Source organism: Sulfitobacter sp. LC.270.F.C4 (genome assembly GCF_032922545.1).
GTDB lineage: Bacteria > Pseudomonadota > Alphaproteobacteria > Rhodobacterales > Rhodobacteraceae > Sulfitobacter > Sulfitobacter profundi.
In genome coordinates, this window is record NZ_CP136692.1 from 1,094,413 (window position 1) to 1,117,217 (window position 22,805).

The window sequence follows — 22,805 nt, forward strand, 5'->3', positions numbered from 1 at the left end:
TTTCACGTCTCAGAAATCTTGTCGCGCACTTGGGTGCGCAGGGCATCGGCTCCTTTGGCCAAAAGACCAACATCGGTGCCGCAGGCGACAAAGGTGAAGCCTTCGTTCAGCAATTCGGCGGCGAAATCGGGGTCGGTGACCAGCGTGCCCACAGGAATGCCCTTGTCCATCAGCAGCTTGGCGGCGGGGCGGATGACCTCCCACACTTCGGGGTGCAGGGTCTGGCCCAGATGGCCCATGTCAGCAGCGATGTCGGCGAGGCCAAAGAAGATGCCGTCGATCCCCTCAACCTCGGCAAAGGCGGCGGCGTTTCCGACGGCGGCGCGGGTCTCAAGCTGGATCAGGATGGCGGTCTGGCTCTCGACCTCGGTGTTGTAATCCTCGACCCGGCCAAATTGGTTAGCGCGGTTCAGCCCGGCCACGCCCCGGATACCGCGCGGCGGGTAGCGGCAGGCGGCAACAGCGGCGCGGGCCTCGTCAGGCGTCTGCACCATCGGAAACAGCAGCCCCGGCGCGCCGAGGTCCATCAGGCGTTTGACCTTGACCGCGTCGTTCCAATCAGGCCGCACCATCGCCGTTGTGTCGCTGCCCGAGAACGCCTGTAGCTGCCCCAGCACCGATTTCATGTCGCTCGGCGCGTGCTCCATATCCAGCATCACCCAGTCATAGCCCGCATGGGCCACCACCTCGGCGGCATAGCCATCCGAGAGGGAGACCCAGAGGCCCAGTTGCTTTTTCCCGGCGCGGATGGCCGTGAGGAATGTATTCTCGGGGTGCTTCATATCACGGCCTTTTCGATGAATTTCTCGGAACGCACGATCCGCGCGTAGTCCAGCGGCGTGAGGTCTAGCGTGCGATAGGCGCCATGGGTAATCAACTCAGCCGTGCCGCGCCCGATGGCGGGGGCTTGCTGCAACCCATGGCCGGAAAATCCGTTCATAAAGACGAAGTTCTCGACCTTGTCGTGCCGCCCGACGATTGCGTTTTGATCCACAGTGTTAAAGGCGTAATGCCCGACCCATTCATTGATCACCTTGACCCGTTCAAAGGCCGGAACGCGGGTGGCAATGATGGGCCAGACTTTCTCCTCCCAGATCGAATGATCAAAGGCAAAGTCATCATAGGCCGCGTCATAGTCATCTTCGGGCGGGCAGCCGGCCATATAATACTTACCCTCTTGGCGCATATGCACGCCGCTGGGGTCGATGGTCAGCGGCAGGTCCATCTCTAGCGGCTCGGCGGCGTCAAAGATGAAGGTGTAGCGTTTGCGTGGCACGACGGGCAGGGTGATGCCCGCCATCTGCGCCGTCGCTGCCGCGCGGGGGCCAGAGGCGTTGACCACCGTGCCACAAGCGACCGTTGCGCCGGATTTCAACGTCACCGCATCCACCGCGCTGCCTGCGGGGTTCAGGGTCATGCCCGTCACCTCATCATGGATAAAGGTCACGCCCCGGCGCCTGGCCATACGCTTGAACCAATCAAACATGGTGCCGCCGTCGAAGTAGCCTTCGTTCACCGTGTTGTGGTTGCCCGCGATCACGTCGTCGAGCATGTAAAACGGATAGCGCGCGGCGATTTCATCCTTGGTCATATGCTGGGTATGCGCGCCCATGGAGGCCTGAATGCTCTGCGCCTCGCGCAGGGTCTGGGCAAACTCGGGCGTGTCGGCAAGGTAGAGGTAGCCAAAGCTCTGCAGCGCCAGTTCCGGCACCTCGGGATCGTCATGCATGAACTGGCGGAAGTTGCGGATGAACTCGGCCCCGAACTGCGAAATCTGGATGTTTACCGGCGCGGTGAACTGCTGCCGGATGCAGGAATTCGTGTGGCTGGTCGAGGCGAATTCATAGGTGGGATCACGCTCCACCACCAGCACCTCACCGTCAAATCCCGGCGTGTTGGTCAGCCACCAAGCCAGTGCCGAACCGTAGATGGCCCCGCCCACGATCACCACGTCATATGACGTCTCAAGCGCGTTTTGCATGCACAGTCTCCCTTTGCGCATTCCCCTCTGAATTGTGGGTAGCCTAAGCATCCAGAGCCTGCAATCTTTGTGAACGGCGGGGCGATTTTTCGTTTTTCCGCGATGGGTTGCGCGACGGCCCTAGGTTGGGGCAGTGTGGCATTCAAAAGATGCGGTTCTATTGCATCGTTGACTTTTGTAGCGGCTGTCGCACCATGATCGATGTGCCGCAAAAGATATCACCGCCCGAAGGAGTGGCCCTTGGACAGCGACCGTGAAGAGATTGAACGTCTGATTGCACAGGTTGCATTGGGGGATCGTGCCGCCTTTGAGGCGCTTTATGATCGTGTGTCTGCGAAACTATTCGGGGTCTGCCTGCGTGTGTTGGATACACGGGCCGCAGCAGAGGACGCCATGCAGGACAGTTTCGTCAAAATCTGGAACCATTCAGACCGCTATCAGGCCAATGGCCTGTCGCCGATGACTTGGCTGATCACCATTGCGCGCAACACTGCGATCGACCGGCTGCGCGCCACCCGCAAAGGCCATCAGAATATTGATACGCCGGGGCTGGAACTGGCCGCGCCGGGGCCGAACCCCGAGCAATCCGCCGTGGCCGCGTCCGAGGCCACGCGCCTCAGCAACTGTCTGGACGACCTTGAGGCAGATCGCAGTGCCGCAGTGCGCGGTGCCTATCTCGACGGCGACAGCTATGCCGACCTTGCGCAGCGTTTCAACGTGCCGCTCAATACCATGCGCACTTGGCTGCGTCGCGGGTTGATGAGCCTGCGGGAGTGTATGAGCGCATGAGTGACACCCCCATCATTCCAGCCGGAGACGACGATCTTCTGGCCGCCGAAGTGGCCTTGGGTCTGCTGGAAGGCGAAGACCGTGTGGCGGCGCGCGCGCGCCTACTTCAAGACCGTGATTTTTCCCGCAGCGTCGCCGATTGGCAGGAGCGTTTCGTGGCGATGACCGACGATATCGCGCCCGTCGACCCGCCTGCGAAACTGCGCCGCACGCTGATGTCGCGGCTCTTCCCCGCGCGGCAGGTGCCGTTGATGCAGCGGCTCTGGCTCTGGCAAGTGATATCGGTTGCGGCACTCGCCACCGTGGCCTTCCTTGCCTTGCCGATGCTGCGCGAGGCGCCGGTTCAGTCGCCGGGCGAGGTCTATGCCACCCGCATGGCCGCCGAAGACAGCGCGCTGGAACTGCTGGCTGTCATGGACATGTCGCGCGGCGATATCGCGCTGCGCCGGGTCTCGGGCACCGCACCAGAAGGCCGCGTTCTGGAGCTTTGGGCCATCTTGCCGGACCGCGCGCCGATCTCTTTGGGCGTGTTGCCTGAGGGTGAAGTCAACCGCGTGGTCTTGCCCGCCGATTTGGCACCCGAGGCAGCGCAGATCACACTGGCCATCACGGATGAGCCACCGGGCGGCGCCCCCGACGGCGCCCCTACCGGCACCATCATGGCTGCCGGTACCGTCGCCGAACTTTAGACCCCGAAACGCCCTTCTCTGATCGAGCGGGGCGTTTCACTTTTCTAGGGTAAAACAACGCGCTACATTTTTATTCCGAATTTTTTGAACCATTCTGAAACTCCTCTCACTCTTGGCCCGTGGGTCCAGTATCGCCGCCCACAACGGGGGGCATCTGAGGAGGAAACCAGATGAAAACGCTCAAGACATTTGCCGCCGCGACCGCCACTGCTGTCCTGTTGGCCACCGGTGCCATCGCTGCCAATCCCGAGGTGGGCGGCGCGCCCATGTTCGAGAACAAGAACATCGTCGAGAACGCCGTGAACTCCGCCGATCACACCACACTGGTCGCCGCTGTGAAGGCCGCCGGTCTGGTCGACACGCTGGCCTCCGAAGGTCCGTTCACCGTTTTCGCCCCGGTCAATTCCGCCTTTGATGCGCTGCCCGCTGGCACCGTCGACACGCTGCTCAAGCCCGAGAACAAAGACATGCTGACCAAAGTGCTGACTGCGCATGTGGTCGCAGGCAACTGGTCTGCTGCCGACATCGCCGCCAAGGCGCGCGCCTCCAGCGATGGGTTCTACCACTTTAACGCCGTGTCCGGCGACGCGCTGTCGGCGCAGGTGAAGGGTAAAAACGTCTACATCATCGACGAGAGCGGCAACGCATCGCGCGTGACTATCGCAGATGTGAACCAGTCCAACGGCGTTATCCACGTTGTAAACAGCGTGCTGGTGCCCAAGTAATAGGCAACCCGCACGATGTGGCCGGACCAGAACCTCCATGCTGGTCCGGCGTTGACCTAATCCGAAAGCGAGGAGTAACACCATGAACAGACGTCATTTTCTGACATCGACCTTTCTGGGCGCCACCGCCATCGGGTTGGGCGCACGCGGCGCTTTGGCAGCCTATGTCGAAGGCGATTTTGAGGTTGAGCGAACGGAAACCGAGTGGCGCGCCATGCTGAGCGATACCGAATATGCGGTCATGCGCGAAGGCGATACGGAACGCGCCTTTACCAGCCCCCTGAATGATGAGACGCGCGCCGGGACATTCATTTGCAAAGGCTGTGACCAGCCGCTCTACGATGCCGCGACCAAGTTCAAAAGCGGCACCGGCTGGCCGAGCTTTTACCAACCGCTAGAAAATGCGGTCGAGACGATGTCCGACAACAGTTTCTTTATGCGCCGGACCGAGGTGCATTGCGACCGTTGCGGCAGCCATCTGGGCCATATCTTTGACGACGGGCCCGAGCCTACGGGTAAGCGGCATTGCATCAACGGTGTCTCGTTGAAATTCACCGCCGCCTGAGTACGGACGCTCTGACGATTAGACCGCGCGCCGCTTTCGGCGCGCGTTGTCGTTTCAGGTGCCGCGCGGTTTGGCCCGCAGGGTCGGGTCCGCGACCGTGGGGTCTTCGGGCCACGGGTGGCGGGGATAGCGCCCGCGCATGTCTTTGCGCACATCCCCGTAGGAACTTGCCCAAAATCCGGGGATGTCCATCGTGACCTGCACCGGGCGCTGAGCGGGGGAGAGCAGGGTGACCTGCAATGGCTGCCCGCCCACCGTCGGATGCCGGGTAACGCCGAACATCTCTTGTAGGCGCAGGGCGATGCCGGGGGTCTCACCGCTGTAGTCAATGGCCACGCGCCGCCCCAATGGGGTTTCGAAATGCGCGGGCGCGTTGCGGTCCAACTCTTGCTGTTGCTCCCACGTCAGCCGCGCATTGAGCGCCGGGGTGATGTCGAACGCTTTCCAATCGCCAGTGCTGCGCACACCGGCCAGATGCGGCAGCAGCCAGTCGTCCAGCGTCTCCATCAGATGCGCTTCGCTGAAATCGGGGAAGGGCGCGGGCATCAACCGGGCGCGGGCCAGAAACAGCGCCGCCGCCTTGCCGGGGTTCAGCCCCAATTGCCGCACACCGTCAAGCATCGCGACCGCCACCGCATCCGCGGGCGCATCGGGCCATGTGCGGTCTTCGAGTACCAGCGCACCGAACACCTCCTGCCGCCGGGTCAGCACGCGCCCCTCGCGGCGCGACCAGATGCAGACCTCCTGCCAATGGATTTGGTCGGCAAAAGTGCTGCGCAGCTCAGCGTCCGAGATCAGCGCCGCCTGCCGGATACGCGCCTCTCGCGGGTCGCCGTCAAGGTCGGTGGCCACCAGCAATCGCGTGCCTGCCATCGGGTCGGCCGCGGGCAGGATTGCGCCCTTGCCGCCCGATAGGACATAGCGCGGTGCCTCGCCCTTGCGGCGCAGCCCGACGCGGTCTGGGTAGGCAAGGGCCGCCAGCACGCCCAGTCCGTCCGGTCCGTCGCCCTTTGTCATCCGGCCCAGCCGCTTGGCCTCGGCCTTGATCCGCGCCAGTGTCGGGGCATGGGGCGGGGTGGCGCTGCGCTTTCCGTCCAATGCATCCATCCTGAGCGACAGGTCCACCGGCGCGCCGCGCATCGGGTCACGCTCTGCCAAAAGTGCGGCCAGCAGCGGCGCACGCGGCCCGCCGCGGGCCACCATATGCGCCAGACGGGGGTGCAGGGGCAGCTTGGCCAATTTGCGGCCATGGTCGGTGATGCGGCCTGTGTCGTCCAACGCACCGAGCATGCGCAACACCGCCTGCGCTTCGGCCAAACGGCCCGGATGGGGCGGGGTGACAAAGCTTAATTCTTCGGCCTGCGCGCCCCAAAGCGCCAGTTCCAGCGCGAAGCCGGTGAGGTCCCCCGCCTCAATCTCGGCTGGGGGGAAGGCGGCCAGCGCGCCCTCTTCGCCGCGCGTCCAGAGTTTGTAGGCCACGCCCGCCTCAACCCGCCCTGCGCGGCCCGCGCGTTGTGTGGCCTCGGCGCGGGTCACACGTTCGGTCACCAGTCGCGACATGCCAGAGGCCGGGTCGAACAGCGCGCGGCGCGAGCGGCCAGCGTCGACGACGATGCGAATGCCTTCGATGGTGAGCGAGGTTTCCGCGATGGAGGTCGCCAGCACGACCTTCCGCCCCGACCGCACAGGCGCGATGGCGGCCTGCTGCGCTTTGAATTCCAGCGCGCCGAAGAGCGGGGCCAAGGTGCAATCCGGCGGCAGCGCAGGACGCAACAGCGCCTCGACCCGCTTGATTTCACCTTCGCCCGGCAAGAAGACCAGCGCCGATCCGGGGGCTTCGGCCAGCGCCGTCAGCGTCAGGTCGGCCACCGCATTCTCAAGCCGTTGCTTGCCCATGGGCTTGTCGAGCCAGCGCGGCTCTACCTCAAAACTGCGGCCTTCGGAGGTGACGATGGGGGCTTCCATCAACTCTGCCACCGGGGCGGCATCAAGCGTGGCGGACATGGCGACCAGCAACAGGTCGTCGCGCAAGGCGCCCGCCACTTCAAGGCAGAGCGCGAGGCCCAGATCGGCGTTCAGCGAGCGTTCGTGGAATTCGTCAAAGATCACCGCACCGATGCCGGGCAGGTCGGGGTAGTCTTGCAACATGCGGGTCAGGATGCCTTCGGTGACGACTTCGATGCGGGTGTTCTTCGATACCGCCGAAGCGCCGCGCACGCGAAAACCCACCGTCTGGCCGGTCTCTTCGCCAAGGCTTTCGGCCATGCGCGCGGCAGCGGCACGGGCCGCAAGGCGGCGCGGTTCCAGCATCAGGATGCGGCCCTTGGTCAGGCGAGCGTCGAGCATTGCCAGCGGCACGCGGGTCGTCTTGCCCGCGCCGGGGGGGGCTTGCAGCACCACGCGGCCCGTGTCGCGCAGGGCGGCGATCACGTCAGGCAGAACGGCGTCGATGGGCAGGGCGAAATCAGCGTTGGACATGGCGTGGTTATCGGGCAAAGCCGCCGCCGCGCCAAGGGTGGGGATGGACAATTCCGCGCCACCCCCGCAAAAGTTGGCCCATGGATATCGACGATCTGGCCAAGGGCATCATAGCAGGCGAGCGCCGCGCGCTGGCGCGGGCGATCACGCTGGTGGAATCGGGACGTGCGGATCACCGTGCGGCGGCGGCGGACCTGCTGGCGAAGCTGCCGACCGACCGGCAGGCGCTGCGCATCGGGCTCTCAGGCACGCCGGGGGTGGGCAAATCCACCTTTATCGAAAGCTTTGGCATAATGCTGACGGGGCAGGGCAAGCGCGTGGCGGTGCTGGCGGTGGATCCCAGTTCGGCGCGTTCGGGCGGGTCGATCTTGGGCGACAAAACGCGGATGGACCGGCTCAGCCGTGAGCCGCGCGCTTTCATCCGTCCTTCGCCCAGCCAGACCCATCTTGGCGGTGTCGCCCGCCGCTCGCGGGAGGCGGTGCGGCTCTGCGAGGCGGCGGGTTTCGACGTGGTGCTGATCGAAACCGTGGGCGTTGGCCAGTCCGAGACGGTGGTGGCCGAGATGTCGGACGCCTTTGTGTTGCTCTTGGCCCCAGCGGGCGGGGATGAGTTGCAGGGCGTGAAACGCGGCATTATGGAGATTGCCGATCTGATCGTGATCAACAAGGCCGATGGTGATCTGAAATCCGCCGCTGCGCGTACCCGCGCCGACTATGCCGGTGCCCTGCGTCTGCTGCGCAAACGCCCGCAAGACCCCGAAGGCTTTCCGCGCGCCACGGCGGTTTCGGCGCTGGAGGAAAACGGTCTGGAGGAGACTTGGGCGTCCTTGCAGGAATTGACCGACTGGCGCCGCGCGCAGGGCTTTTGGGACCACACCCGCGCCGCGCAGGCGCGCTATTGGTTCGAGCAGGATGTGAAGCACCGGCTCTTGGCGCAGTTGGAGACACCGCAGGCGAAGGACGATCTGGCACGGCTCAGTGACGCCGTGGCCGAGGGCGCGCGCGATCCGGCAGAGGCGGCGGCTGAGTTCGTCAGCCGCCTGCGCGCCGATTAAGACGGGCGGGCAGGCTCTGGCACCGGGAAGAGCACGTCGTAAACCCAGTTAAAAACAAAGGCGTAGATCAGGTAGAACAGCGCAAAGCTCACGTCGATCAGGAAGGCCTCCATCAGCGAAATGCTCAGGTACCACGCGATGAAGGGCATCAGCACGAAGAGCAGGCCAATCTCGAAGGTCACGGCGTGAAGTACCCGGATCGGCACCGTCTTGCGCACCGTGCCGCGCAGACGGCGCAGGGCGTGATCGAAGCCAAGGTTGTAGAGGTAGTTCCACCCCGTCGCGATGCTGGCGCTGACGATGGTGACGACGCCAATCTCATGCAGTGGCTTGTCAAACAGCCAAGCGCCCATGGGCGTGACGATCAACAGGGCGAGAACTTCAAAGCTGATGGCGTGGCGGATGCGGTCTGCAGTACTGCGCATGGGGTCGGTCCCGGTATTAGTCGGGTCGTCCCGAGTGGCTGCCCAAATGGGGGAGGTCGTCCTCGCTTGGGCTTAATATGGCGATTGGGGCGCAGGGTGCAAGAGGGTCGGCTTGGAAGGGCTCAGCGGCCCGCTTTGGGATGGGCGTTGTTATAGACTTCCATCAGCCGCGCGGTGTCGACGGCGGTATAGGCCTGCGTGGTCGAGAGCGACGCATGGCCCAGCAATTCCTGAATCGCGCGCAGATCACCGCCCGCATCGAGCAGATGCGTGGCAAAGCTGTGGCGCATGGCATGGGGCGTGGCCGTCGCCGGAAGGCCCAGTTGCATCCGCGCATCGGCCATCACCTGCGCCACGGCCCGCGCGCCCAATGCGCCGCCGCGAATGGCACGAAACAGCGGGGCCTGCGGCTCTTGCGGGTAGGGACAGACAGCGAGGTAATCTTCGACAGCGGCGCGTGCAGCAGGCAAGACCGGTACGACCCGTTCCTTGCCACCTTTGCCGATGATACGCAGGCTATTCGGCAGGGGCGCATCGCCGCCCTTGAGCGCCAGCGCCTCGGAGATCCGCAGCCCGCAGCCCCAAAGCATCGTCAGAACAGCGACATCGCGCGCCGCGACCCATGGGGCGCGGGCTTGGGTTTCGACGCAGTCGATCAGCGCACGGGCGGCATCTTCGGCCAGCGGGCGGGGGAGTTTTTTCTGAAACTTGGGCGACCGGGCAAGCAGGACGGCAGTGGGCTCGAACCCCTCCCGCTCGGCCAGCCAGCGGTAGAAGGCTTTCACCGCCGAGAGTTTGCGCGCCACAGAGCGTGAGCCGACCCCGCCGCTGCGCGTGCTGGCCATCCAAGCGCGCATGTCGCTGATGGTGATTTTCGCCAGCGCGCCAAGGCCTTGGGTGTCGCCCTTATGCAGGGTCATGAAGGTAAGGAACTCGGTCACATCGCCCCGATAGGCGATGATGGTATTCTCTGCCGCGTCCTTCAAGGCGCTCTGGTGCTCCAGCCATGTCTGAAGCGCGTCCCGCGCGGCGGGGCTGATCAGCAGGGGATTTGCCTTCTCGCTCAAGACAGCCAGCGGCGCATGGATCGCTCCAGCACGCCGGTAAAGAAAGTGAGCAGATCGGTGCCCTGCTGCGGACCGAACATATGCGGGTCTTCGGCGCCCATGACCAGCAGACCCGGAAGGCGGCCCGCGCCGAAATCGAGCTTCAGGCAGGCTTCGGAGCGGATCCACCCTGCCTTGGTGCCATAGAGCGCCTCGGCACCATCCTGAATCGCACGCAGGGTCACTTGCCGCACCAGACCACCGCGGCCCTGGCTGAGGTAATCGTCGATGAAGCCGGGCTCGGCCACGGTCAACACGTCGCCCAGCCGCTGCACCGCCGGGTCATTGTCGTTCTGGGTTGATTCCAGCACCAGCTTCACCGCGTCGACGCGCAGAATGTCGGCCACTTCGCCACCCAGATTGCGTAGGAAGGTCTCGAATTCCACCGGGTCTAGCATTTGCAGGATCGCGCGGTGGATCTGGTTGGTCCCGGCGAGGTTTTCATAGGCCGCGGCGATGACGCTGCGGTGGGTGTCTTCCAACCGATCAAGCCGGGTTTCCAAACGCTCCATCGCGATGCCGCGCAGGTCGACGATGTTGCCGCCCATGGCCTTCTCATTCGCTGCAATCAACGCCTGCATCACATCGCTGTCGTCAAGGATGACATCGGGCGCTGAGATGATCGCCTCGCGCAGGGCGTCGTCGATTTTGGGGCTGCTGCTCATGGGCGTCTCTTTTTGATTTGCGGTGTCATAGCATGGTGGGGCGTCAAGATCTGCCCCCAATTGGTCACGGGTCTTGCCGCCTGCGGTCTTTGTTGCCGCCTTGCGTCAGGCCGGGATGTAGAACGAAGCCCACGGGAACAAAAGCGGCGCGGGTGTGTTGGCCCCGGTCGACGCGCGGATTTCAGCCGCAAGGCGCGCGCGCCTGATCGAAGCCTGCTGCATATCCCCGGATGCGGCGAAATGGCCCTTGCCGGGAGAGGAAATCTTACATGGAACATGTCTCTGTCGATCTTTGGGCCGCCAACCTTCAGGTCACGCCGGATTCGCTGCAAAGCTGGCTTGCCAGTGTGGAACTGCGTCTGCAACAAGCCGCCGCGCGCGAGGCACAGCTTTTGGTGATGCCTGAGTTTTGCTGCGCACAATGGCTGAGTTTTGCCCCGGCGGACCTGCCCGCAGAGCAGCAACTGGGCTGGCTCGCGCAGACCGCCGCGCTGGCGCTCGACCCGATGCGCCGCATGGTGGAGCAGACAGGCGTCGCCCTGCTGCCCGGCACATTTCCTGTGGCCTTTCCATCGGTCGACGCGCCCGAGGGGTATCTCAATCAGGCGTGGTTCCTGACGCCGGATGGTGAGATGCAAGTTCAAAACAAACTGAGCCTGACGCCGCTTGAGGCAAATGGCGCCAGCGGCGTGACCATCGCGGGCACCGGGATCAACCTGTTCGACTGGAACGGGCTGCGCTGTGTCATCGCGATCTGTCTGGATGCGGAATATACCGCGCTTTGGTCGAAACTGGGCGAGCTTGACCTTGATCTGGTGATCATCCCCGCCAAGACCGACATGATCACCGGCTACAACCGCGTGTTTAGCTGTGCACGGGCACGGGCGATTGAATTGCAGACCGCTGTTTGCTGCGTTGGCGCTGTTGGCGCGCCGCTTACCCCGTGGCAAGAGGATACCGGCGTGGGGGGAGCGTCGGTCTATCTTCCTTGCGATGTTTCGGTGGCATTGGACGGGATGCACGCGGCCTTGCCGCCGCAAACAGCGGCGCATGGCACCGATTTGGTTTTGCAGGCCGCTGCGATTCCTGTGGGCCAATGTCGCCGTATTCGCGCTGGTGCGGCTGAGGCCGAGGTGCGCCCCGGTCTGTGGTCCGGTGACCATCTGACGGTCGAAGGCAACGCGGCCTGAGGCAAAGAAAAACCCCCTCCGTCAGTGGCGGAAGGGGTTTGTTGTTTTGCATCAAGGCCGGATCAGAGGATGTTCTGACCGGTCTTTTTCCAATCGGCCATGAACTGCTCCAGACCTTTGTCGGTCAGCGGGTGGGAGGCCAGTTTCTTGATCACTTCTGGCGGCGCGGTCATCACGTCGGCACCGATGCGCGCGGCGTCGAGCACGTGATTCACGCTGCGGATGGAGGCCGCGAGGATCTGCGTCTCGAACCCGTAGTTGTCATAGATGGTGCGGATGTCTTGGATCAGGTCCATGCCATCGAGGTTGATGTCGTCCAGACGGCCAATGAAGGGCGAGATGAAGGTCGCGCCAGCTTTGGCAGCGATCAGCGCTTGGTTCGCCGAGAAGCAGAGCGTCACGTTGATCATGTGACCTTCGCCCGACAGAACCTTACAGGCTTTCAGCCCGTCCCATGTCAGCGGCAGCTTGATGGTGATGTTGTCGGCGATCTCAGCCAGTTTGCGGCCTTCGGCGATCATCGCGTCGGCTTCCAGCGCCACCACTTCAGCGGAAACGGGGCCGTCGACGAGGTCACAAATCTCTTTGGTGACCTCAAGGATGTTGCGGCCTGATTTCAGGATCAGGGAGGGGTTAGTTGTCACGCCGTCGACCATGCCAAGGTCATTGAGTTCGGCAATGGCGTCGATCTCGGCGGTATCTACGAAGAATTTCATGGGCTTTCCTTCCGGGTTGGAATGTGAACGCTAACAGGTCTATTGCTTGCCTTGGCTTTACCGCATGATCTGCGATGCTTAAAGCCTCAATTCTCCCTAGCGACACGGAGCATGCGGCAGACATGGCTGAATTCTACCATCATGGCGAGTTGCTCTCGGTGATGACCACCCAGCCTTTGGGCCGCGCTTTGGACTATCGCGCGCCCGAAGGTGGCTGCCATGCGGGGGCGTTCGTCGAGGTGCCATTGGGCCCGCGCAAGGTGATGGGCGTGGTCTGGGGGCCGGGGGCCGGGGACTATGACATCAACAAGGTGCGCCATGTCATCCGGGTGCTGGACGCCCCGCCGATGCGCGATGAGATGCGCGAGTTTTTGCTGCGCTCGGCGGCCTATACGCTGACCCCGCTGCCCGCGATGCTGCGGCTGGCCACCCGTGCGCCGGGTTTGGGCGATCCGCCGTCGATGCGCAAGATTTACCGCGCGGGCGAGGGCCTGCCGACCCGCATGACCGACGCGCGCCAGCGCGTGATGGCGGTGTTGGAGGAATACGGCGATCTGGCCTTCACGCTAAAGGAGTTGTCGGAGATGGCCGGGGTCACCTCTTCGGTGGTCAAAGGTTTGGTCGATCAAGGTGCCGTGCGCGAAGAGGAAAGCCCCCGCGATCTGCCGTTTCGGCGGCTGGATCCATCGTTGCCCGGCAAGGCACTGACCGAGGATCAGGCGACAGCGGCGGCGGTTTTGCGCGAAGGGATCAAGGCAGAGACCTATGGCACGACCCTGCTGCGCGGGGTCACCGGATCGGGCAAGACTGAGGTCTATCTCGAAGCCGTCGCCGCCGCCGTGCAATCCGGGCGGCAGGCGCTGGTCCTCCTGCCGGAAATCGCGCTGACCGAACAGTTTCTCGCCCGGGTCGAGGAGCGCTTTGGCGCGAAGCCTGCCGAATGGCATTCCGGTGTCACCATGACCGAACGCCGCCGCATTTGGCGCATGGTGGGGCAGGGCAATGCGCAATTGGTGATCGGTGCGCGGTCAGCGCTGTTCCTGCCGTTCCAGAACCTCGGGCTGATCGTCGTGGATGAAGAGCATGACACGTCTTACAAACAAGAGGATGGGGTGCTTTATAACGCCCGCGACATGGCGGTGCTGCGCGCGTCAATCTGCGGGGCGCAGGTGGTGCTGGCGAGTGCGACGCCAAGTCTTGAGACTTGGGCCAATGCTGAGGCGGGCAAGTATCGGCGGTTGGAGCTGACCTCGCGCTTTGGTCCGGCGGTGATGCCGAAGATGGGCGCGATTGACATGCGGCAGGCGGGTTTGCCGGGGGATAAATGGATCTCGGGCGAGATGAAGCGCGAGGTCGATGCGCGGCTGGAGCGCGGCGAACAGGCGATGCTGTTCATCAACCGTCGCGGCTATGCGCCGATTACGCTGTGTCGTGCCTGTGGCGAGCAGATTGGCTGCGATCAATGTGACGCGCGGATGGTGGAGCATCGGTTTCTCAAGCGGCTCGTTTGCCACCAATGTGGTGAGACCAAGCCGATGCCAGAAGCCTGTCCTTCGTGCAAAGTGGAGGGCAAGCTTGCGCCCATCGGGCCGGGGGTTGAACGGCTGGGGGAAGAGGCCACGGCGCTTTGGCCCGAGGCGCGGATCGCGACATTGAGTTCGGACATGTACGGCTCGGCGCGGGCGCTCAAGGCCGAGATTGCGGGGATCGCCGAAGGAACGGCAGACATCATCATCGGGACGCAGTTGGTGGCCAAAGGGCACAACTTTCCCAAGCTGACGTTGGTAGGGGTGATTGATGCGGACTTAGGCCTCACCGGGTCGGACCTGCGCGCGGCGGAGCGGACGTTTCAGCTGATGCGGCAGGTGGCGGGACGTGCGGGGCGGGCCGAAGCGCCGGGGGCGGCGTTGTTACAGACCTATCAGCCCGAGCATCCTGTGATCCGGGCGATTCTCGCAGGCGAGGAGGAGAAATTTTGGGCCGCCGAGGCGGGCGAGCGGCGGCAGGCCGGGGTGCCGCCTTACGGCCGTATGGCAGGGATCATCCTCAGCGGCAGCGATGCGGCAGCGGTGTTTGATTTGGGCAACCATCTGGCGCGGCATGACGGGCCGTTGCGGGCGGTGGGGGCGCAGGTCTTTGGCCCCGCGCCCGCGCCGATCGCCCGGGTGCGCGGGCGGCATCGGGTGCGGTTGTTGGTCAAGGCGGATAAGGGCGTGGCGCTGCAGGAGGCGCTGAGCAAGTGGGTTGGTGCGCTGCGGCTGAAGGGCGATTTACGGTTGGCCGTGGATATCGATCCGCAGAGTTTTTATTGAGGCTTTAGCCATCGCAGGATGAGGGCCAGCGCCAGATCGTCCCATGGTCTGGCGCTTTTGCAATCGGAGTGGCGGCTTGCGTATGTGTCACATGCGTTGCAGCCATAAAGTGCCCGGCTGAGAAATTAGATGCGCCAGCCCCCGGTCTGGCACTGCCCGGCTCAGCGTTTGCCTTTTCTCTCGCCATTCCCAGAACCCCGGCGTAATAAATCCGCATGACCCGTTTCATCACCCTCGAAGAGGCCAAGGGCCTGCCGTTCTGGCGCCGCCCCGTGGCTCTGCTGTTCCTCATGGCGCTGGCCATGCCCATCGCCTTCAACACATGGTCGGCGCTGCTGAATAACTTCGTCATCGAGGTGGCAGACTTCGACGGGTCCGACATCGGCCTGCTGCACACGGTGCGCGAAATTCCCGGCTTTCTGGCCATCGGGGTCATCGCGATCTTGCTCTTTGTCCGCGAACAGGTGCTGGGGCTGATCTCGCTCGCGCTGCTCGGCGCGGCGACGGCCATCACGGCTTATTTCCCCTCAATGGGCGGTATCCTGACGATCACCATGCTCAGCTCGATCGGGTTCCATTACTACGAGACGGTGAATCAATCGCTGCAACTTCAATGGCTTAAGATCGAAGACGCGCCGCGCATGATCGGCTGGCTTATGGCGGCTGGATCGCTGGCGACGCTGGTGGCCTATCTGGCGATCATGGCGCTGTGGGAAACGCTGAACCTCAGCTACAGCATCGTCTACATGATCGGCGGCGGCGTCACCGTTGCCGTGGCCATCATCGCCATGCTGGCCTATCCACAGTTCGAAGCGCCCACGGTGCAGAACAAAAAGATGATCCTGCGCAAGCGCTACTGGCTCTATTATGCGCTGCAATTCATGTCAGGCGCGCGGCGGCAGATTTTCGTGGTCTTCGCGGGCTTTATGATGGTCGAACGCTTCGGTTTTGAAGTGCATGAGATCACCATGCTCTATCTCATTAACCTCGTGGCCAATATGATCTTTGCTCCGCTGATGGGGCGCGCGGTCGGCCATTTTGGCGAACGCCGGACGCTCACGGTCGAATATGTCGGGCTGATCCTTGTCTTTCTCGCTTACGGCGGTGTCTATTACCTCGGCTGGGGCGTGGTGATCGCGGCGACGCTCTATGTGCTGGATCACATGTTCTTTGCCCTCGCACTGGCGCTGAAGACCTATTTTCAAAAGATAGCCGATCCCGCAGATATTGCACCCACGGCGGCGGTGGCCTTTACCATCAACCACATCGCGGCGGTGTTCCTACCAGTCGGGCTCGGCCTGCTTTGGCTCGTCTCGCCTGCGGCGGTGTTCTTCCTTGCCGCGGGGATGGCGGCAGTGTCGCTGATGCTGTCACTGTTGATCCCGCGCCACCCGGCACCGGGGCATGAGACGATCTTTCAAACTGCTGTGCCGCAGGCCGCCGAATAGGCCGCGAAACCCAGCATGGCTTGACCCGACACGCGCGCGGCCCTAGGCGAAGCACAACCGCACCGCAGCAAAGGACCGCGCCATGCCCACTTTCACCGCCCTCACTACCCTTACGGGCCGCGACCCCGCCTATGCCTTGGGCGAGGCGATGGAGCGGCTGATCCCCGAGCCCACCGGCGTTGGCGTGTTTGAGGTCGAAGACGGCTCGGGCCTGTGGGAAGTCGGCGGTTATTTCGAAGAAGCACCCGATACGGCCGCGCTGGCGGTGCTGGCCAAGGCGATGGGCGCGAAGGATTTCACCGTCTCTGAATTGCCCGAAACCGATTGGGTCGCCCATGTGCGGCGTGAACTCGCCCCCGTCGAGGCGGGCCGCTTTTTCGTCTACGGAAGCCATGACGCCGACAAGGTGCCCGAAGACTGCGAGCCGCTGCTGATCGAGGCCGCCATGGCCTTTGGCACCGGGCACCACGGCACGACACTGGGCTGCCTGCGCGCGCTGGACCGTCTGGCGGGCGAGGGGTTTCACGGCAAGAACGTGGTCGACATCGGCTGCGGCACCGCCGTGCTGGCCATGGCCGCCGCCCGCATCTGGCCCGAGCCGGTATTGGCCAGTGACATCGATGAGGTCGCGGTCGAAGTGGCGCAGGCCAATGTCGATGCCAACAATCTGTCGGGCCGTGTGGCCTGTGTCGAGGCCGCAGGCTTTGATCATCCCCAATTGGCCGAAGCTGCCCCCTTTGATCTGGTCTTTGCCAATATCCTCAAAGGGCCGCTGGTCGCCTTGGCCCCGGATATGGCCGGGGCGCTGCAACCTGCGGGCTATGCGATTCTCTCGGGCCTTCTGAACGAGCAGGCCGACGAGGTGATCGAGGTTTACGCACGATCTGGCATCAATCTGGTGCACCGTGAGAGCATTGGTGACTGGACGACACTAACGCTGCAAACTAACGCATAATTCGCGCCTCATTTTCGTTGCATTTGGCCCTTTTGCCGCTTTGTTGCCACAATTTGCCTTTATTCAAATTGGCAGCAAACGGTGGGGGCCGGATTGCTACGGAGGCTGTGATGGCTGAAGGACACGCTCAATTCGCGAAACGGATCGAACTTCTGGGGCGCAAGCATCGGAAGATGGAACGGGGATATGTCACCCGCGTCGGGCGCGACGGGTTGATCTCCGTCTTGCCGAAACGTGCCCGTCGGGGTTTCCCGATGATGGGGTTTTTCCTGATCGTTCTGGTATTTTTCGGCTTCAAAGCCTTCACCCTCGCCGCGATCGGCCCGGTGACCTATAACGAACGCCTGTCGCGGCTGGCCAATGGTTCAAACCTAGAGCAGATCGGCGCCAAGATGATGGGCATCGACCCGCTGACCAAGACAGTAGCCGGGCTGACCGGCCCGATCATGCGGTGATCTTAAGCCACTGACTTTTGACATGAAAAAGCCGCAGCGGATGCCTTCCGCTGCGGCTTTTTCTTTGGGTAGGTATTGATGCGGGCAGGCGCAGGCTTAGCGCACGAAGTGGTTCTGTGCGACGAGGTCAATGTCACCCCGGATCAAGCCGATGTCCTGCAATTCAAGGTCGGTCAGGTCCGACAGCGCCTTGCGGGTGGCGCGGCTGTCTTGCCAATCTTCGACCGCCGCGAAGAACGCGCCGAAAAAGCCAAGGATACGTGTGACGGCCGGGGTGGAGCCGTAAGCGGTGCGGGTGGTGTCGAAAGCTGCCATGGGGCCGTCCTTTGTTTGATCGTCGGTTGTGTCTGCAGGGGCCGAGGAAAGCGCGCCGTGCAAAACGTGATTTTCGGCAATTATGCCTGAAAAGCGCCCCGCGCAATCCCTCAAAAACGACAGCGTGCCTTGCGTTTTGTGCATAGGTCGAAATGACGGCTAACCCACTATCTTTACCGGAAAATTTCCGGCTTACTGATGTCGGTTTTGCAGCATGGAGAGGCGCAATCCGACACCGCGGTTCAAAAGCGACAGGATGCTTGTCGTAAAGCGCCCGCCGAGCATCAGGGCTTTGCGATGTTCGCGTTTCGTGCTAGTGCACCAAAAAAGCAACAATTTTAACGAGGGCAGAGATGATACGGGTGATCGGCATAGATCCGGGGCTGCGCAATTTGGGCTGGGGCGTGATCGACGTCTCGGGCAGCCGAATCGCCCATGTGGCCAATGGCATCTGTCATTCCGAAGGCGACGACCTTGGCGCGCGGCTTTTGTCCTTGCACGGGCAGCTGACGCGCGTGCTGACCATGTGGCAGCCACAGGCGGCGGCGGTTGAACAGACTTTCGTGAACAAAGACGGGGCCGGGACCCTGAAGCTGGGTCAGGCGCGGGGCATTGCGATGTTAGTGCCCGCGCAGTTTGGTTTGACGGTGGGCGAATATGCCCCCAACAAGGTCAAGAAAACCGTGGTCGGCGTGGGCCACGCGGATAAGGGACAGGTGGCGCATATGGTGAAGATGCAGATGCCGGGGATCGAGATTGCAGGCCCGGATGCCGCCGATGCGCTGGCCATCGCGATCTGTCACGCGCATCACGGCGGGGCCAGCACCCTCGCGCAAGCGGTGGCGAGGGCGAGCGCATGATCGGCAAACTCTCGGGCCGCATTGACTACCGTGCCGCCGACCATGTGCTGATCGACGTGCGCGGCGTGGGGTACCTCGTCTATGTCTCTGACCGGACCATGGCCGCGCTGCCCGGTGTGGGCGAAGTCGTGGCGCTTTATACCGATCTGGTGGTGCGCGAAGACCTGATGCAACTCTTTGGCTTTCAAACGCTGGTGGAAAAGGAATGGCACCGGTTGCTGACCTCGGTTCAGGGGGTCGGGGCAAAGGCGTCGCTGGCAATCCTCGGGACGCTCGGCCCGGATGGCGTGAGCCGCGCAATCGCGCTTGGCGATTGGAACGCGGTAAAGGCCGCCAAGGGCATTGGCCCCAAAATCGCACAGCGCGTGGTGCTTGATCTCAAGGACAAGGCCCCCGGCGTGATGGCGATGACCGGCACCGTGGCCGACGCTCTGGGAGAGGCGCAGGCCGCCGCCGATGAGACCGTGATCGAAGCCGCGACCCCACGCCCCGCGCCGAAAGCCGCCGCGCCCAATGCTTCGGCCCAGTCCGAGGCGCTTTCGGCGCTTGGCAACCTTGGCTACGGCCCCGGTGATGCGGCGGGCGCCGTGGCGCAGGCGGCGGGCGAGATGCCAGAGGCGGACACGCCGACGCTGATCCGCGCGGCGCTCAAGCTGTTGGCGCCCAAGGGGTGACGCCCCCTCTGGCAGAACCCTCCGCCCTGCGCCATAACGAGGCCCTATGACCGACATTGACCCCACCGTGCGGCCCGAGCCGATGCCCGAAGACTTTGACCGCGCTTTGCGGCCACAGATGCTGGCGGAATTTGTCGGCCAAGCCGAGGCGCGCGCGAACCTTGCCGTCTTCATCCAATCCGCCCGCCAGCGCGGCGAGGCGATGGATCACACGTTGTTTCACGGGCCTCCGGGCCTAGGCAAAACCACACTGGCGCAGATCATGGCGCGGGAGTTGGGCGTGGGCTTTCGCATGACCTCTGGCCCGGTACTGGCCAAGGCGGGCGATTTGGCGGCGATCCTGACCAACCTCGAAGCGCGTGACGTGTTGTTTATCGACGAAATCCACCGGCTGAACCCCGCAGTGGAAGAAGTGCTGTATCCCGCGCTGGAGGATTTCGAGCTTGATCTGGTGATCGGCGAAGGGCCAGCCGCGCGGACCGTGCGGATCGAGTTACAGCCCTTCACGCTGGTCGGAGCCACCACCCGCATGGGCCTGCTGACGACGCCTTTGCGCGACCGTTTCGGCATCCCGACCCGGCTGCAATTCTACACCGAAGACGAGCTTTACATCATCGTCGACCGTAATGCCCGCAAACTGGGCGCGCCCGCCGACGAAGGCGGTGCCCGCGAGATTGCGAAACGCGCCCGCGGCACGCCGCGCATCGCGGGCCGCCTGCTGCGCCGGGTGGTGGATTTCGCGGTGGTTGAGGGCGATGGCCGCGTGACCCGCGATTTGGCCGACATGGCTCTGACGCGGCTTGGGGTCGATCATCTGGGCCTTGATGGCGCAGACCGCCGCTACCTCAAACTGATCGCAGAGAATTATCAGGGCGGCCCGGTGGGGATCGAAACCCTCTCCGCCGCGCTGTCGGAAAGCCGCGATGCGCTGGAGGAGGTGATCGAGCCGTTCCTGTTGCAGCAGGGGCTGATCCAGCGTACCCCGCGCGGCAGAATGTTGGCGGCCAAGGCGTGGAGCCATCTCGGCATGGCCGCGCCCAAAGGGCAGAGCGACCTTTTTGGCTGACGCCCCAGAGCGAAGGTAAAACAGATGACAATGACCGCAGAGCAAATCGAGACCCTTTTCACTCGCCGCGATGGGCAGTTCGCCTTTGCCCGCTGGGGCCGCCCCATCGCGCCGGTGGCCTTTGCGATCGAAGAGGCGGCGCTGCCAGTGGTGAAAGGCGCGCTTGAGGCTGTTGCCAAGCTCGCCGGACACGACATGGTCGAGACCGATCCCGAACTGGGCAGCAATCTGATGATGTTCTTCTTCGCCGATTGGGCAGAGCTTTTGGACGTGCCGGGGATGGACGGGCTGGTGCCCGATCTGGCCCAACAGGTCGAACGCTTGCAGGCCGCTGGGGCCAATCAGTACCGTTTCTTCCGCTTTGAAGAAAACGGCGCGATCAAGGCGGCCTTTGTCTTCCTGCGCATGGACGACAGTTTGCGCGATATGTCGGCGCAAGTCTTGGCGCTGAGCCAAGCGGTGCAGGTCATCCTGCTCTGGTCCGAGGACGCCTTTGCCGAGCAGTCGCCGCTGGCGCTGGCCGATGAGGCGCTGGTGCTGCGCCCCGAAGTGGCCGACGTGATCCGCGCCGCCTATGATCCGGTGATGCCGCCCGCCGCCAATGACGCAAGCCATGCGCTGCGCCTCGCCGCGCGGGTGTCGGCATGAGCCATACCTTTCCAGTCCGCATTTTCTACGAAGACACCGACATGGCGGGCGTGGTCTATTACGCCAACTACCTGCGCTATATCGAACGGGCGCGCTCGGATATCGTCGAACAGATTGGCCTTGATCAACGCGCCATGCGCGATGAAGGGCTGGTCTTTGTCGTGACGCGGGTAGAGGCGGATTATCTGGGTGCCGCACGCTTTGGCGACCGGTTGGAGGTGCAGACCACCCATCAGGCCGAAGGGCCGGTCCGGTGGGTGTTCGACCAAGACGTGCTACGCGATGGCAAGGTCATCTTTCGCGCCAAAGTCACCGCCGTTTGCATGACCACAGCGGGTAAACCCACCCGTTTGCCAGCGAAACTCCGCCTGTCGGACGGCGATCCTGCGGCGTGATACCATAATTCTGGCAATCTCGGTTGCAGTCCGTTAGCTTTGCTCCAAATTGAGGCCAGAAAAATACGGCCCGAGAGGCAGAATGCCCCAAAGGGGCGGCAGTAAAAGAGCATAGTTAAATGGAAGCAGAGACGCTGGCATTGGCACAGGGGATGGATTTTTCCCTGTGGGGTCTGTTCGCGAAGGCGACGGTCACGGTCAAACTTGTAATGATCATGCTGATCGGGGCCTCTTTCTGGTCTTGGTCGATCATCGTTCAAAAGACCATCCAGTACCGCAAAGCCCGTGCCGAGGCCGCGCAGTTCGATCAGGCGTTCTGGTCGGGCGAGCCGCTCGACGGGCTCTTTGACACCATCGGCGCTGACCCGGATGGTCCTTCGGAAAAGATCTTCGCCGCTGGCATGTCCGAATGGCGCCGGTCGCACCGTGAAGATGGCGCGCTGATCCCCGGTGCCACTGCCCGGATCGACCGCTCCATGGACGTGGCCATCGCCAAAGAGGCAGAGCGTCTGCAAAAGGGGCTGCCGGTGCTGGCGACCGTCGGGTCCACCGCCCCCTTCGTCGGCCTGTTCGGGACGGTTTTCGGCATCATGAACTCGTTCATCGAGATTGCGGCCCAGCAGAACACCAACCTCGCCGTCGTCGCCCCCGGTATTGCCGAGGCGCTTTTGGCGACCGGCATCGGCCTCCTCGCCGCGATCCCGGCGGTTGTGTTCTACAACAAGCTGAGCGCCGACAGTGACCGCATCCTTGGCAATTACGAGGCTTTCTCGGACGAATTCGCCACCATCCTCAGCCGCCAGTTGGACAGCTAAGCCATGGGCGCAGGTGTCATGAAAAAACAAGGCGGCAAGGGGCGGCGTCGCGGACGCGCGCAACCGATGGCCGAGATCAACGTCACGCCTTTCGTCGATGTGATGTTGGTGCTCTTGATCATCTTCATGGTCGCGGCTCCGCTGCTGACTGTGGGCGTGCCGGTGGAATTGCCCAAGACCGCCGCCACGGCCCTGCCATCCGAGCAGGAAGAGCCGCTGACCGTTACGCTCACCGCCGAGGGGGCCGTGCAAATCCAAACCACCGACACACCCCGCGACCAACTGATTACCAAGCTGCGGGCGATTGCCTCTGAACGGGCCAGCGACCGGGTGTTTTTGCGCGCGGATGGCAAAGTGTCTTATGCGCAGGTCATGGAAGTCATGGGCGCGCTCAACGCAGGCGGCTTTTCCAACATCGGTCTGGTGACCGACATCGGCGGCCCGGCGTTGGACGGCAGCGACACGTCGGGTGGCTGAG

Annotated in this window: 25 protein-coding genes; 17 read left to right on the top strand and 8 right to left on the bottom strand. The window is 63.3% G+C overall.

Annotation, left to right across the window (positions count from 1 at the left end; translation table 11 throughout):
* Positions 1-2: 2 nt before the first annotated feature.
* Positions 3-782: an HpcH/HpaI aldolase family protein gene (locus tag R1T45_RS09260; protein WP_317390659.1), complete on the bottom strand. Its 780-nt coding sequence runs from the start codon at positions 780-782 to the stop codon at positions 3-5.
* Positions 779-1,981, bottom strand: coding sequence for an FAD-binding oxidoreductase (locus tag R1T45_RS09265; protein WP_317390660.1), 1,203 nt, complete (start codon positions 1,979-1,981; stop codon positions 779-781). Before R1T45_RS09265 ends, R1T45_RS09260 begins: the two co-directional genes overlap by 4 nt.
* 201 nt (positions 1,982-2,182) lie before the next feature.
* Between R1T45_RS09265 and R1T45_RS09270 the strand changes: the two genes are divergently transcribed.
* From R1T45_RS09270 to msrB, 4 genes are all read left to right on the top strand, one after another.
* Positions 2,183-2,770 (top strand): sigma-70 family RNA polymerase sigma factor, encoded by a 588-nt coding sequence (locus tag R1T45_RS09270; RefSeq protein WP_132444329.1) that lies wholly within the window; start codon positions 2,183-2,185, stop codon positions 2,768-2,770.
* Positions 2,767-3,459 carry an anti-sigma factor domain-containing protein gene (locus R1T45_RS09275; RefSeq protein ID WP_120351663.1) on the top strand — a complete coding sequence of 231 codons (693 nt, stop codon included), beginning with the start codon at positions 2,767-2,769 and terminating at the stop codon, positions 3,457-3,459. The genes R1T45_RS09270 and R1T45_RS09275 overlap by 4 nt, the downstream gene beginning before the upstream one ends.
* Before the next feature lie 170 nt (positions 3,460-3,629).
* Positions 3,630-4,184: a fasciclin domain-containing protein gene (locus tag R1T45_RS09280; RefSeq protein WP_120351662.1), complete on the top strand. Its 555-nt coding sequence runs from the start codon at positions 3,630-3,632 to the stop codon at positions 4,182-4,184.
* An 82-nt stretch (positions 4,185-4,266) separates the two neighbouring features.
* Positions 4,267-4,749, top strand: coding sequence for a peptide-methionine (R)-S-oxide reductase MsrB (gene msrB, locus R1T45_RS09285; RefSeq protein ID WP_067625832.1), 483 nt, complete (start codon positions 4,267-4,269; stop codon positions 4,747-4,749).
* Between the two features lie 54 nt (positions 4,750-4,803).
* On the opposite strand, the gene hrpB is transcribed toward msrB, so the two are convergent.
* Positions 4,804-7,227, bottom strand: coding sequence for an ATP-dependent helicase HrpB (hrpB, locus tag R1T45_RS09290; protein ID WP_317391062.1), 2,424 nt, complete (start codon positions 7,225-7,227; stop codon positions 4,804-4,806).
* A gap of 80 nt (positions 7,228-7,307) precedes the next feature.
* Here hrpB and meaB point away from each other — a divergent pair, with 80 nt between their 5' ends.
* A complete protein-coding gene (meaB, locus tag R1T45_RS09295; RefSeq protein WP_317390661.1) occupies positions 7,308-8,282 on the top strand; it encodes a methylmalonyl Co-A mutase-associated GTPase MeaB in 975 nt (324 codons plus the stop codon).
* Here meaB and R1T45_RS09300 read toward each other — a convergent pair.
* The 3 genes from R1T45_RS09300 to R1T45_RS09310 all read right to left on the bottom strand — a co-directional run bounded on the left by R1T45_RS09300 (position 8,279) and on the right by R1T45_RS09310 (position 10,478).
* The gene (locus R1T45_RS09300; protein WP_067935974.1) at positions 8,279-8,707 is read right to left on the bottom strand and encodes a PACE efflux transporter; all 429 of its coding nucleotides are present in this window, start codon (positions 8,705-8,707) and stop codon (positions 8,279-8,281) included. The two genes, meaB and R1T45_RS09300, sit on opposite strands and share 4 nt — an antisense overlap.
* 122 nt (positions 8,708-8,829) lie before the next feature.
* Complete coding sequence (locus tag R1T45_RS09305) at positions 8,830-9,774, bottom strand: tyrosine recombinase XerC (RefSeq protein WP_206054288.1); 945 nt, start codon at positions 9,772-9,774, stop codon at positions 8,830-8,832.
* The gene (locus R1T45_RS09310; RefSeq protein ID WP_132444331.1) at positions 9,771-10,478 is read right to left on the bottom strand and encodes a DUF484 family protein; all 708 of its coding nucleotides are present in this window, start codon (positions 10,476-10,478) and stop codon (positions 9,771-9,773) included. The genes R1T45_RS09305 and R1T45_RS09310 overlap by 4 nt, the downstream gene beginning before the upstream one ends.
* 269 nt (positions 10,479-10,747) lie before the next feature.
* Here R1T45_RS09310 and R1T45_RS09315 point away from each other — a divergent pair, with 269 nt between their 5' ends.
* The gene (locus R1T45_RS09315) at positions 10,748-11,668 is read left to right on the top strand and encodes a nitrilase-related carbon-nitrogen hydrolase (RefSeq protein ID WP_317390662.1); all 921 of its coding nucleotides are present in this window, start codon (positions 10,748-10,750) and stop codon (positions 11,666-11,668) included.
* Between the two features lie 62 nt (positions 11,669-11,730).
* On the opposite strand, the gene fsa is transcribed toward R1T45_RS09315, so the two are convergent.
* Complete coding sequence (gene fsa, locus R1T45_RS09320; RefSeq protein WP_067623130.1) at positions 11,731-12,384, bottom strand: fructose-6-phosphate aldolase; 654 nt, start codon at positions 12,382-12,384, stop codon at positions 11,731-11,733.
* Between the two features lie 122 nt (positions 12,385-12,506).
* Here fsa and R1T45_RS09325 point away from each other — a divergent pair, with 122 nt between their 5' ends.
* The 4 genes from R1T45_RS09325 to R1T45_RS09340 all read left to right on the top strand — a co-directional run bounded on the left by R1T45_RS09325 (position 12,507) and on the right by R1T45_RS09340 (position 17,554).
* Complete coding sequence (locus R1T45_RS09325; protein ID WP_317390663.1) at positions 12,507-14,696, top strand: primosomal protein N'; 2,190 nt, start codon at positions 12,507-12,509, stop codon at positions 14,694-14,696.
* A 215-nt stretch (positions 14,697-14,911) separates the two neighbouring features.
* Positions 14,912-16,144 (top strand): MFS transporter, encoded by a 1,233-nt coding sequence (locus tag R1T45_RS09330; RefSeq protein ID WP_120351657.1) that lies wholly within the window; start codon positions 14,912-14,914, stop codon positions 16,142-16,144.
* Positions 16,145-16,226: 82 nt separating this feature from the next.
* Positions 16,227-17,099: a 50S ribosomal protein L11 methyltransferase gene (locus R1T45_RS09335; protein ID WP_317390664.1), complete on the top strand. Its 873-nt coding sequence runs from the start codon at positions 16,227-16,229 to the stop codon at positions 17,097-17,099.
* A gap of 110 nt (positions 17,100-17,209) precedes the next feature.
* A complete protein-coding gene (locus R1T45_RS09340) occupies positions 17,210-17,554 on the top strand; it encodes a hypothetical protein (protein ID WP_317390665.1) in 345 nt (114 codons plus the stop codon).
* Positions 17,555-17,650: 96 nt separating this feature from the next.
* On the opposite strand, the gene R1T45_RS09345 is transcribed toward R1T45_RS09340, so the two are convergent.
* Positions 17,651-17,869, bottom strand: a complete 219-nt coding sequence (locus R1T45_RS09345; protein ID WP_120352269.1) for a DUF1127 domain-containing protein — start codon at positions 17,867-17,869, stop codon at positions 17,651-17,653.
* Between the two features lie 353 nt (positions 17,870-18,222).
* Here R1T45_RS09345 and ruvC point away from each other — a divergent pair, with 353 nt between their 5' ends.
* From ruvC to tolR, 7 genes are all read left to right on the top strand, one after another.
* A complete protein-coding gene (gene ruvC / locus R1T45_RS09350; RefSeq protein WP_067916382.1) occupies positions 18,223-18,729 on the top strand; it encodes a crossover junction endodeoxyribonuclease RuvC in 507 nt (168 codons plus the stop codon).
* Complete coding sequence (gene ruvA, locus R1T45_RS09355) at positions 18,726-19,403, top strand: Holliday junction branch migration protein RuvA (protein WP_067626450.1); 678 nt, start codon at positions 18,726-18,728, stop codon at positions 19,401-19,403. The genes ruvC and ruvA overlap by 4 nt, the downstream gene beginning before the upstream one ends.
* Positions 19,404-19,449: 46 nt before the next feature.
* Positions 19,450-20,469: a Holliday junction branch migration DNA helicase RuvB gene (ruvB, locus tag R1T45_RS09360; RefSeq protein ID WP_067626448.1), complete on the top strand. Its 1,020-nt coding sequence runs from the start codon at positions 19,450-19,452 to the stop codon at positions 20,467-20,469.
* Positions 20,470-20,499: 30 nt separating this feature from the next.
* Entirely contained in the window at positions 20,500-21,117 is a 618-nt protein-coding gene (locus R1T45_RS09365) for a hypothetical protein (protein ID WP_317391064.1), read from the top strand.
* Entirely contained in the window at positions 21,114-21,512 is a 399-nt protein-coding gene (locus tag R1T45_RS09370) for a YbgC/FadM family acyl-CoA thioesterase (protein WP_067626446.1), read from the top strand. The genes R1T45_RS09365 and R1T45_RS09370 overlap by 4 nt, the downstream gene beginning before the upstream one ends.
* 119 nt (positions 21,513-21,631) lie before the next feature.
* On the top strand, positions 21,632-22,327 hold the full coding sequence (gene tolQ, locus R1T45_RS09375) for a protein TolQ (RefSeq protein WP_120351653.1): 696 nt from the start codon (positions 21,632-21,634) through the stop codon (positions 22,325-22,327).
* Between the two features lie 3 nt (positions 22,328-22,330).
* Positions 22,331-22,804, top strand: coding sequence for a protein TolR (gene tolR / locus R1T45_RS09380; RefSeq protein WP_067626442.1), 474 nt, complete (start codon positions 22,331-22,333; stop codon positions 22,802-22,804).
* The last annotated feature ends 1 nt before the right edge of the window (position 22,805 follow it).

Coding starts and splice junctions, on each gene's coding strand:
- R1T45_RS09260 (WP_317390659.1), bottom strand. CDS start 782: ATGAAGCACCCCGAGAATACATTCCTCACGGCCATCCGCGCCGGGAAA.
- R1T45_RS09265 (WP_317390660.1), bottom strand. CDS start 1,981: ATGCAAAACGCGCTTGAGACGTCATATGACGTGGTGATCGTGGGCGGG.
- R1T45_RS09270 (WP_132444329.1), top strand. CDS start 2,183: ATGTGCCGCAAAAGATATCACCGCCCGAAGGAGTGGCCCTTGGACAGC.
- R1T45_RS09275 (WP_120351663.1), top strand. CDS start 2,767: ATGAGTGACACCCCCATCATTCCAGCCGGAGACGACGATCTTCTGGCC.
- R1T45_RS09280 (WP_120351662.1), top strand. CDS start 3,630: ATGAAAACGCTCAAGACATTTGCCGCCGCGACCGCCACTGCTGTCCTG.
- msrB (WP_067625832.1), top strand. CDS start 4,267: ATGAACAGACGTCATTTTCTGACATCGACCTTTCTGGGCGCCACCGCC.
- hrpB (WP_317391062.1), bottom strand. CDS start 7,227: ATGTCCAACGCTGATTTCGCCCTGCCCATCGACGCCGTTCTGCCTGAC.
- meaB (WP_317390661.1), top strand. CDS start 7,308: ATGGATATCGACGATCTGGCCAAGGGCATCATAGCAGGCGAGCGCCGC.
- R1T45_RS09300 (WP_067935974.1), bottom strand. CDS start 8,707: ATGCGCAGTACTGCAGACCGCATCCGCCACGCCATCAGCTTTGAAGTT.
- R1T45_RS09310 (WP_132444331.1), bottom strand. CDS start 10,478: ATGAGCAGCAGCCCCAAAATCGACGACGCCCTGCGCGAGGCGATCATC.
- R1T45_RS09315 (WP_317390662.1), top strand. CDS start 10,748: ATGGAACATGTCTCTGTCGATCTTTGGGCCGCCAACCTTCAGGTCACG.
- fsa (WP_067623130.1), bottom strand. CDS start 12,384: ATGAAATTCTTCGTAGATACCGCCGAGATCGACGCCATTGCCGAACTC.
- R1T45_RS09325 (WP_317390663.1), top strand. CDS start 12,507: ATGGCTGAATTCTACCATCATGGCGAGTTGCTCTCGGTGATGACCACC.
- R1T45_RS09330 (WP_120351657.1), top strand. CDS start 14,912: ATGACCCGTTTCATCACCCTCGAAGAGGCCAAGGGCCTGCCGTTCTGG.
- R1T45_RS09335 (WP_317390664.1), top strand. CDS start 16,227: ATGCCCACTTTCACCGCCCTCACTACCCTTACGGGCCGCGACCCCGCC.
- R1T45_RS09340 (WP_317390665.1), top strand. CDS start 17,210: ATGGCTGAAGGACACGCTCAATTCGCGAAACGGATCGAACTTCTGGGG.
- R1T45_RS09345 (WP_120352269.1), bottom strand. CDS start 17,869: ATGGCAGCTTTCGACACCACCCGCACCGCTTACGGCTCCACCCCGGCC.
- ruvC (WP_067916382.1), top strand. CDS start 18,223: ATGATACGGGTGATCGGCATAGATCCGGGGCTGCGCAATTTGGGCTGG.
- ruvA (WP_067626450.1), top strand. CDS start 18,726: ATGATCGGCAAACTCTCGGGCCGCATTGACTACCGTGCCGCCGACCAT.
- ruvB (WP_067626448.1), top strand. CDS start 19,450: ATGACCGACATTGACCCCACCGTGCGGCCCGAGCCGATGCCCGAAGAC.
- R1T45_RS09365 (WP_317391064.1), top strand. CDS start 20,500: ATGACCGCAGAGCAAATCGAGACCCTTTTCACTCGCCGCGATGGGCAG.
- R1T45_RS09370 (WP_067626446.1), top strand. CDS start 21,114: ATGAGCCATACCTTTCCAGTCCGCATTTTCTACGAAGACACCGACATG.
- tolQ (WP_120351653.1), top strand. CDS start 21,632: ATGGAAGCAGAGACGCTGGCATTGGCACAGGGGATGGATTTTTCCCTG.
- tolR (WP_067626442.1), top strand. CDS start 22,331: ATGGGCGCAGGTGTCATGAAAAAACAAGGCGGCAAGGGGCGGCGTCGC.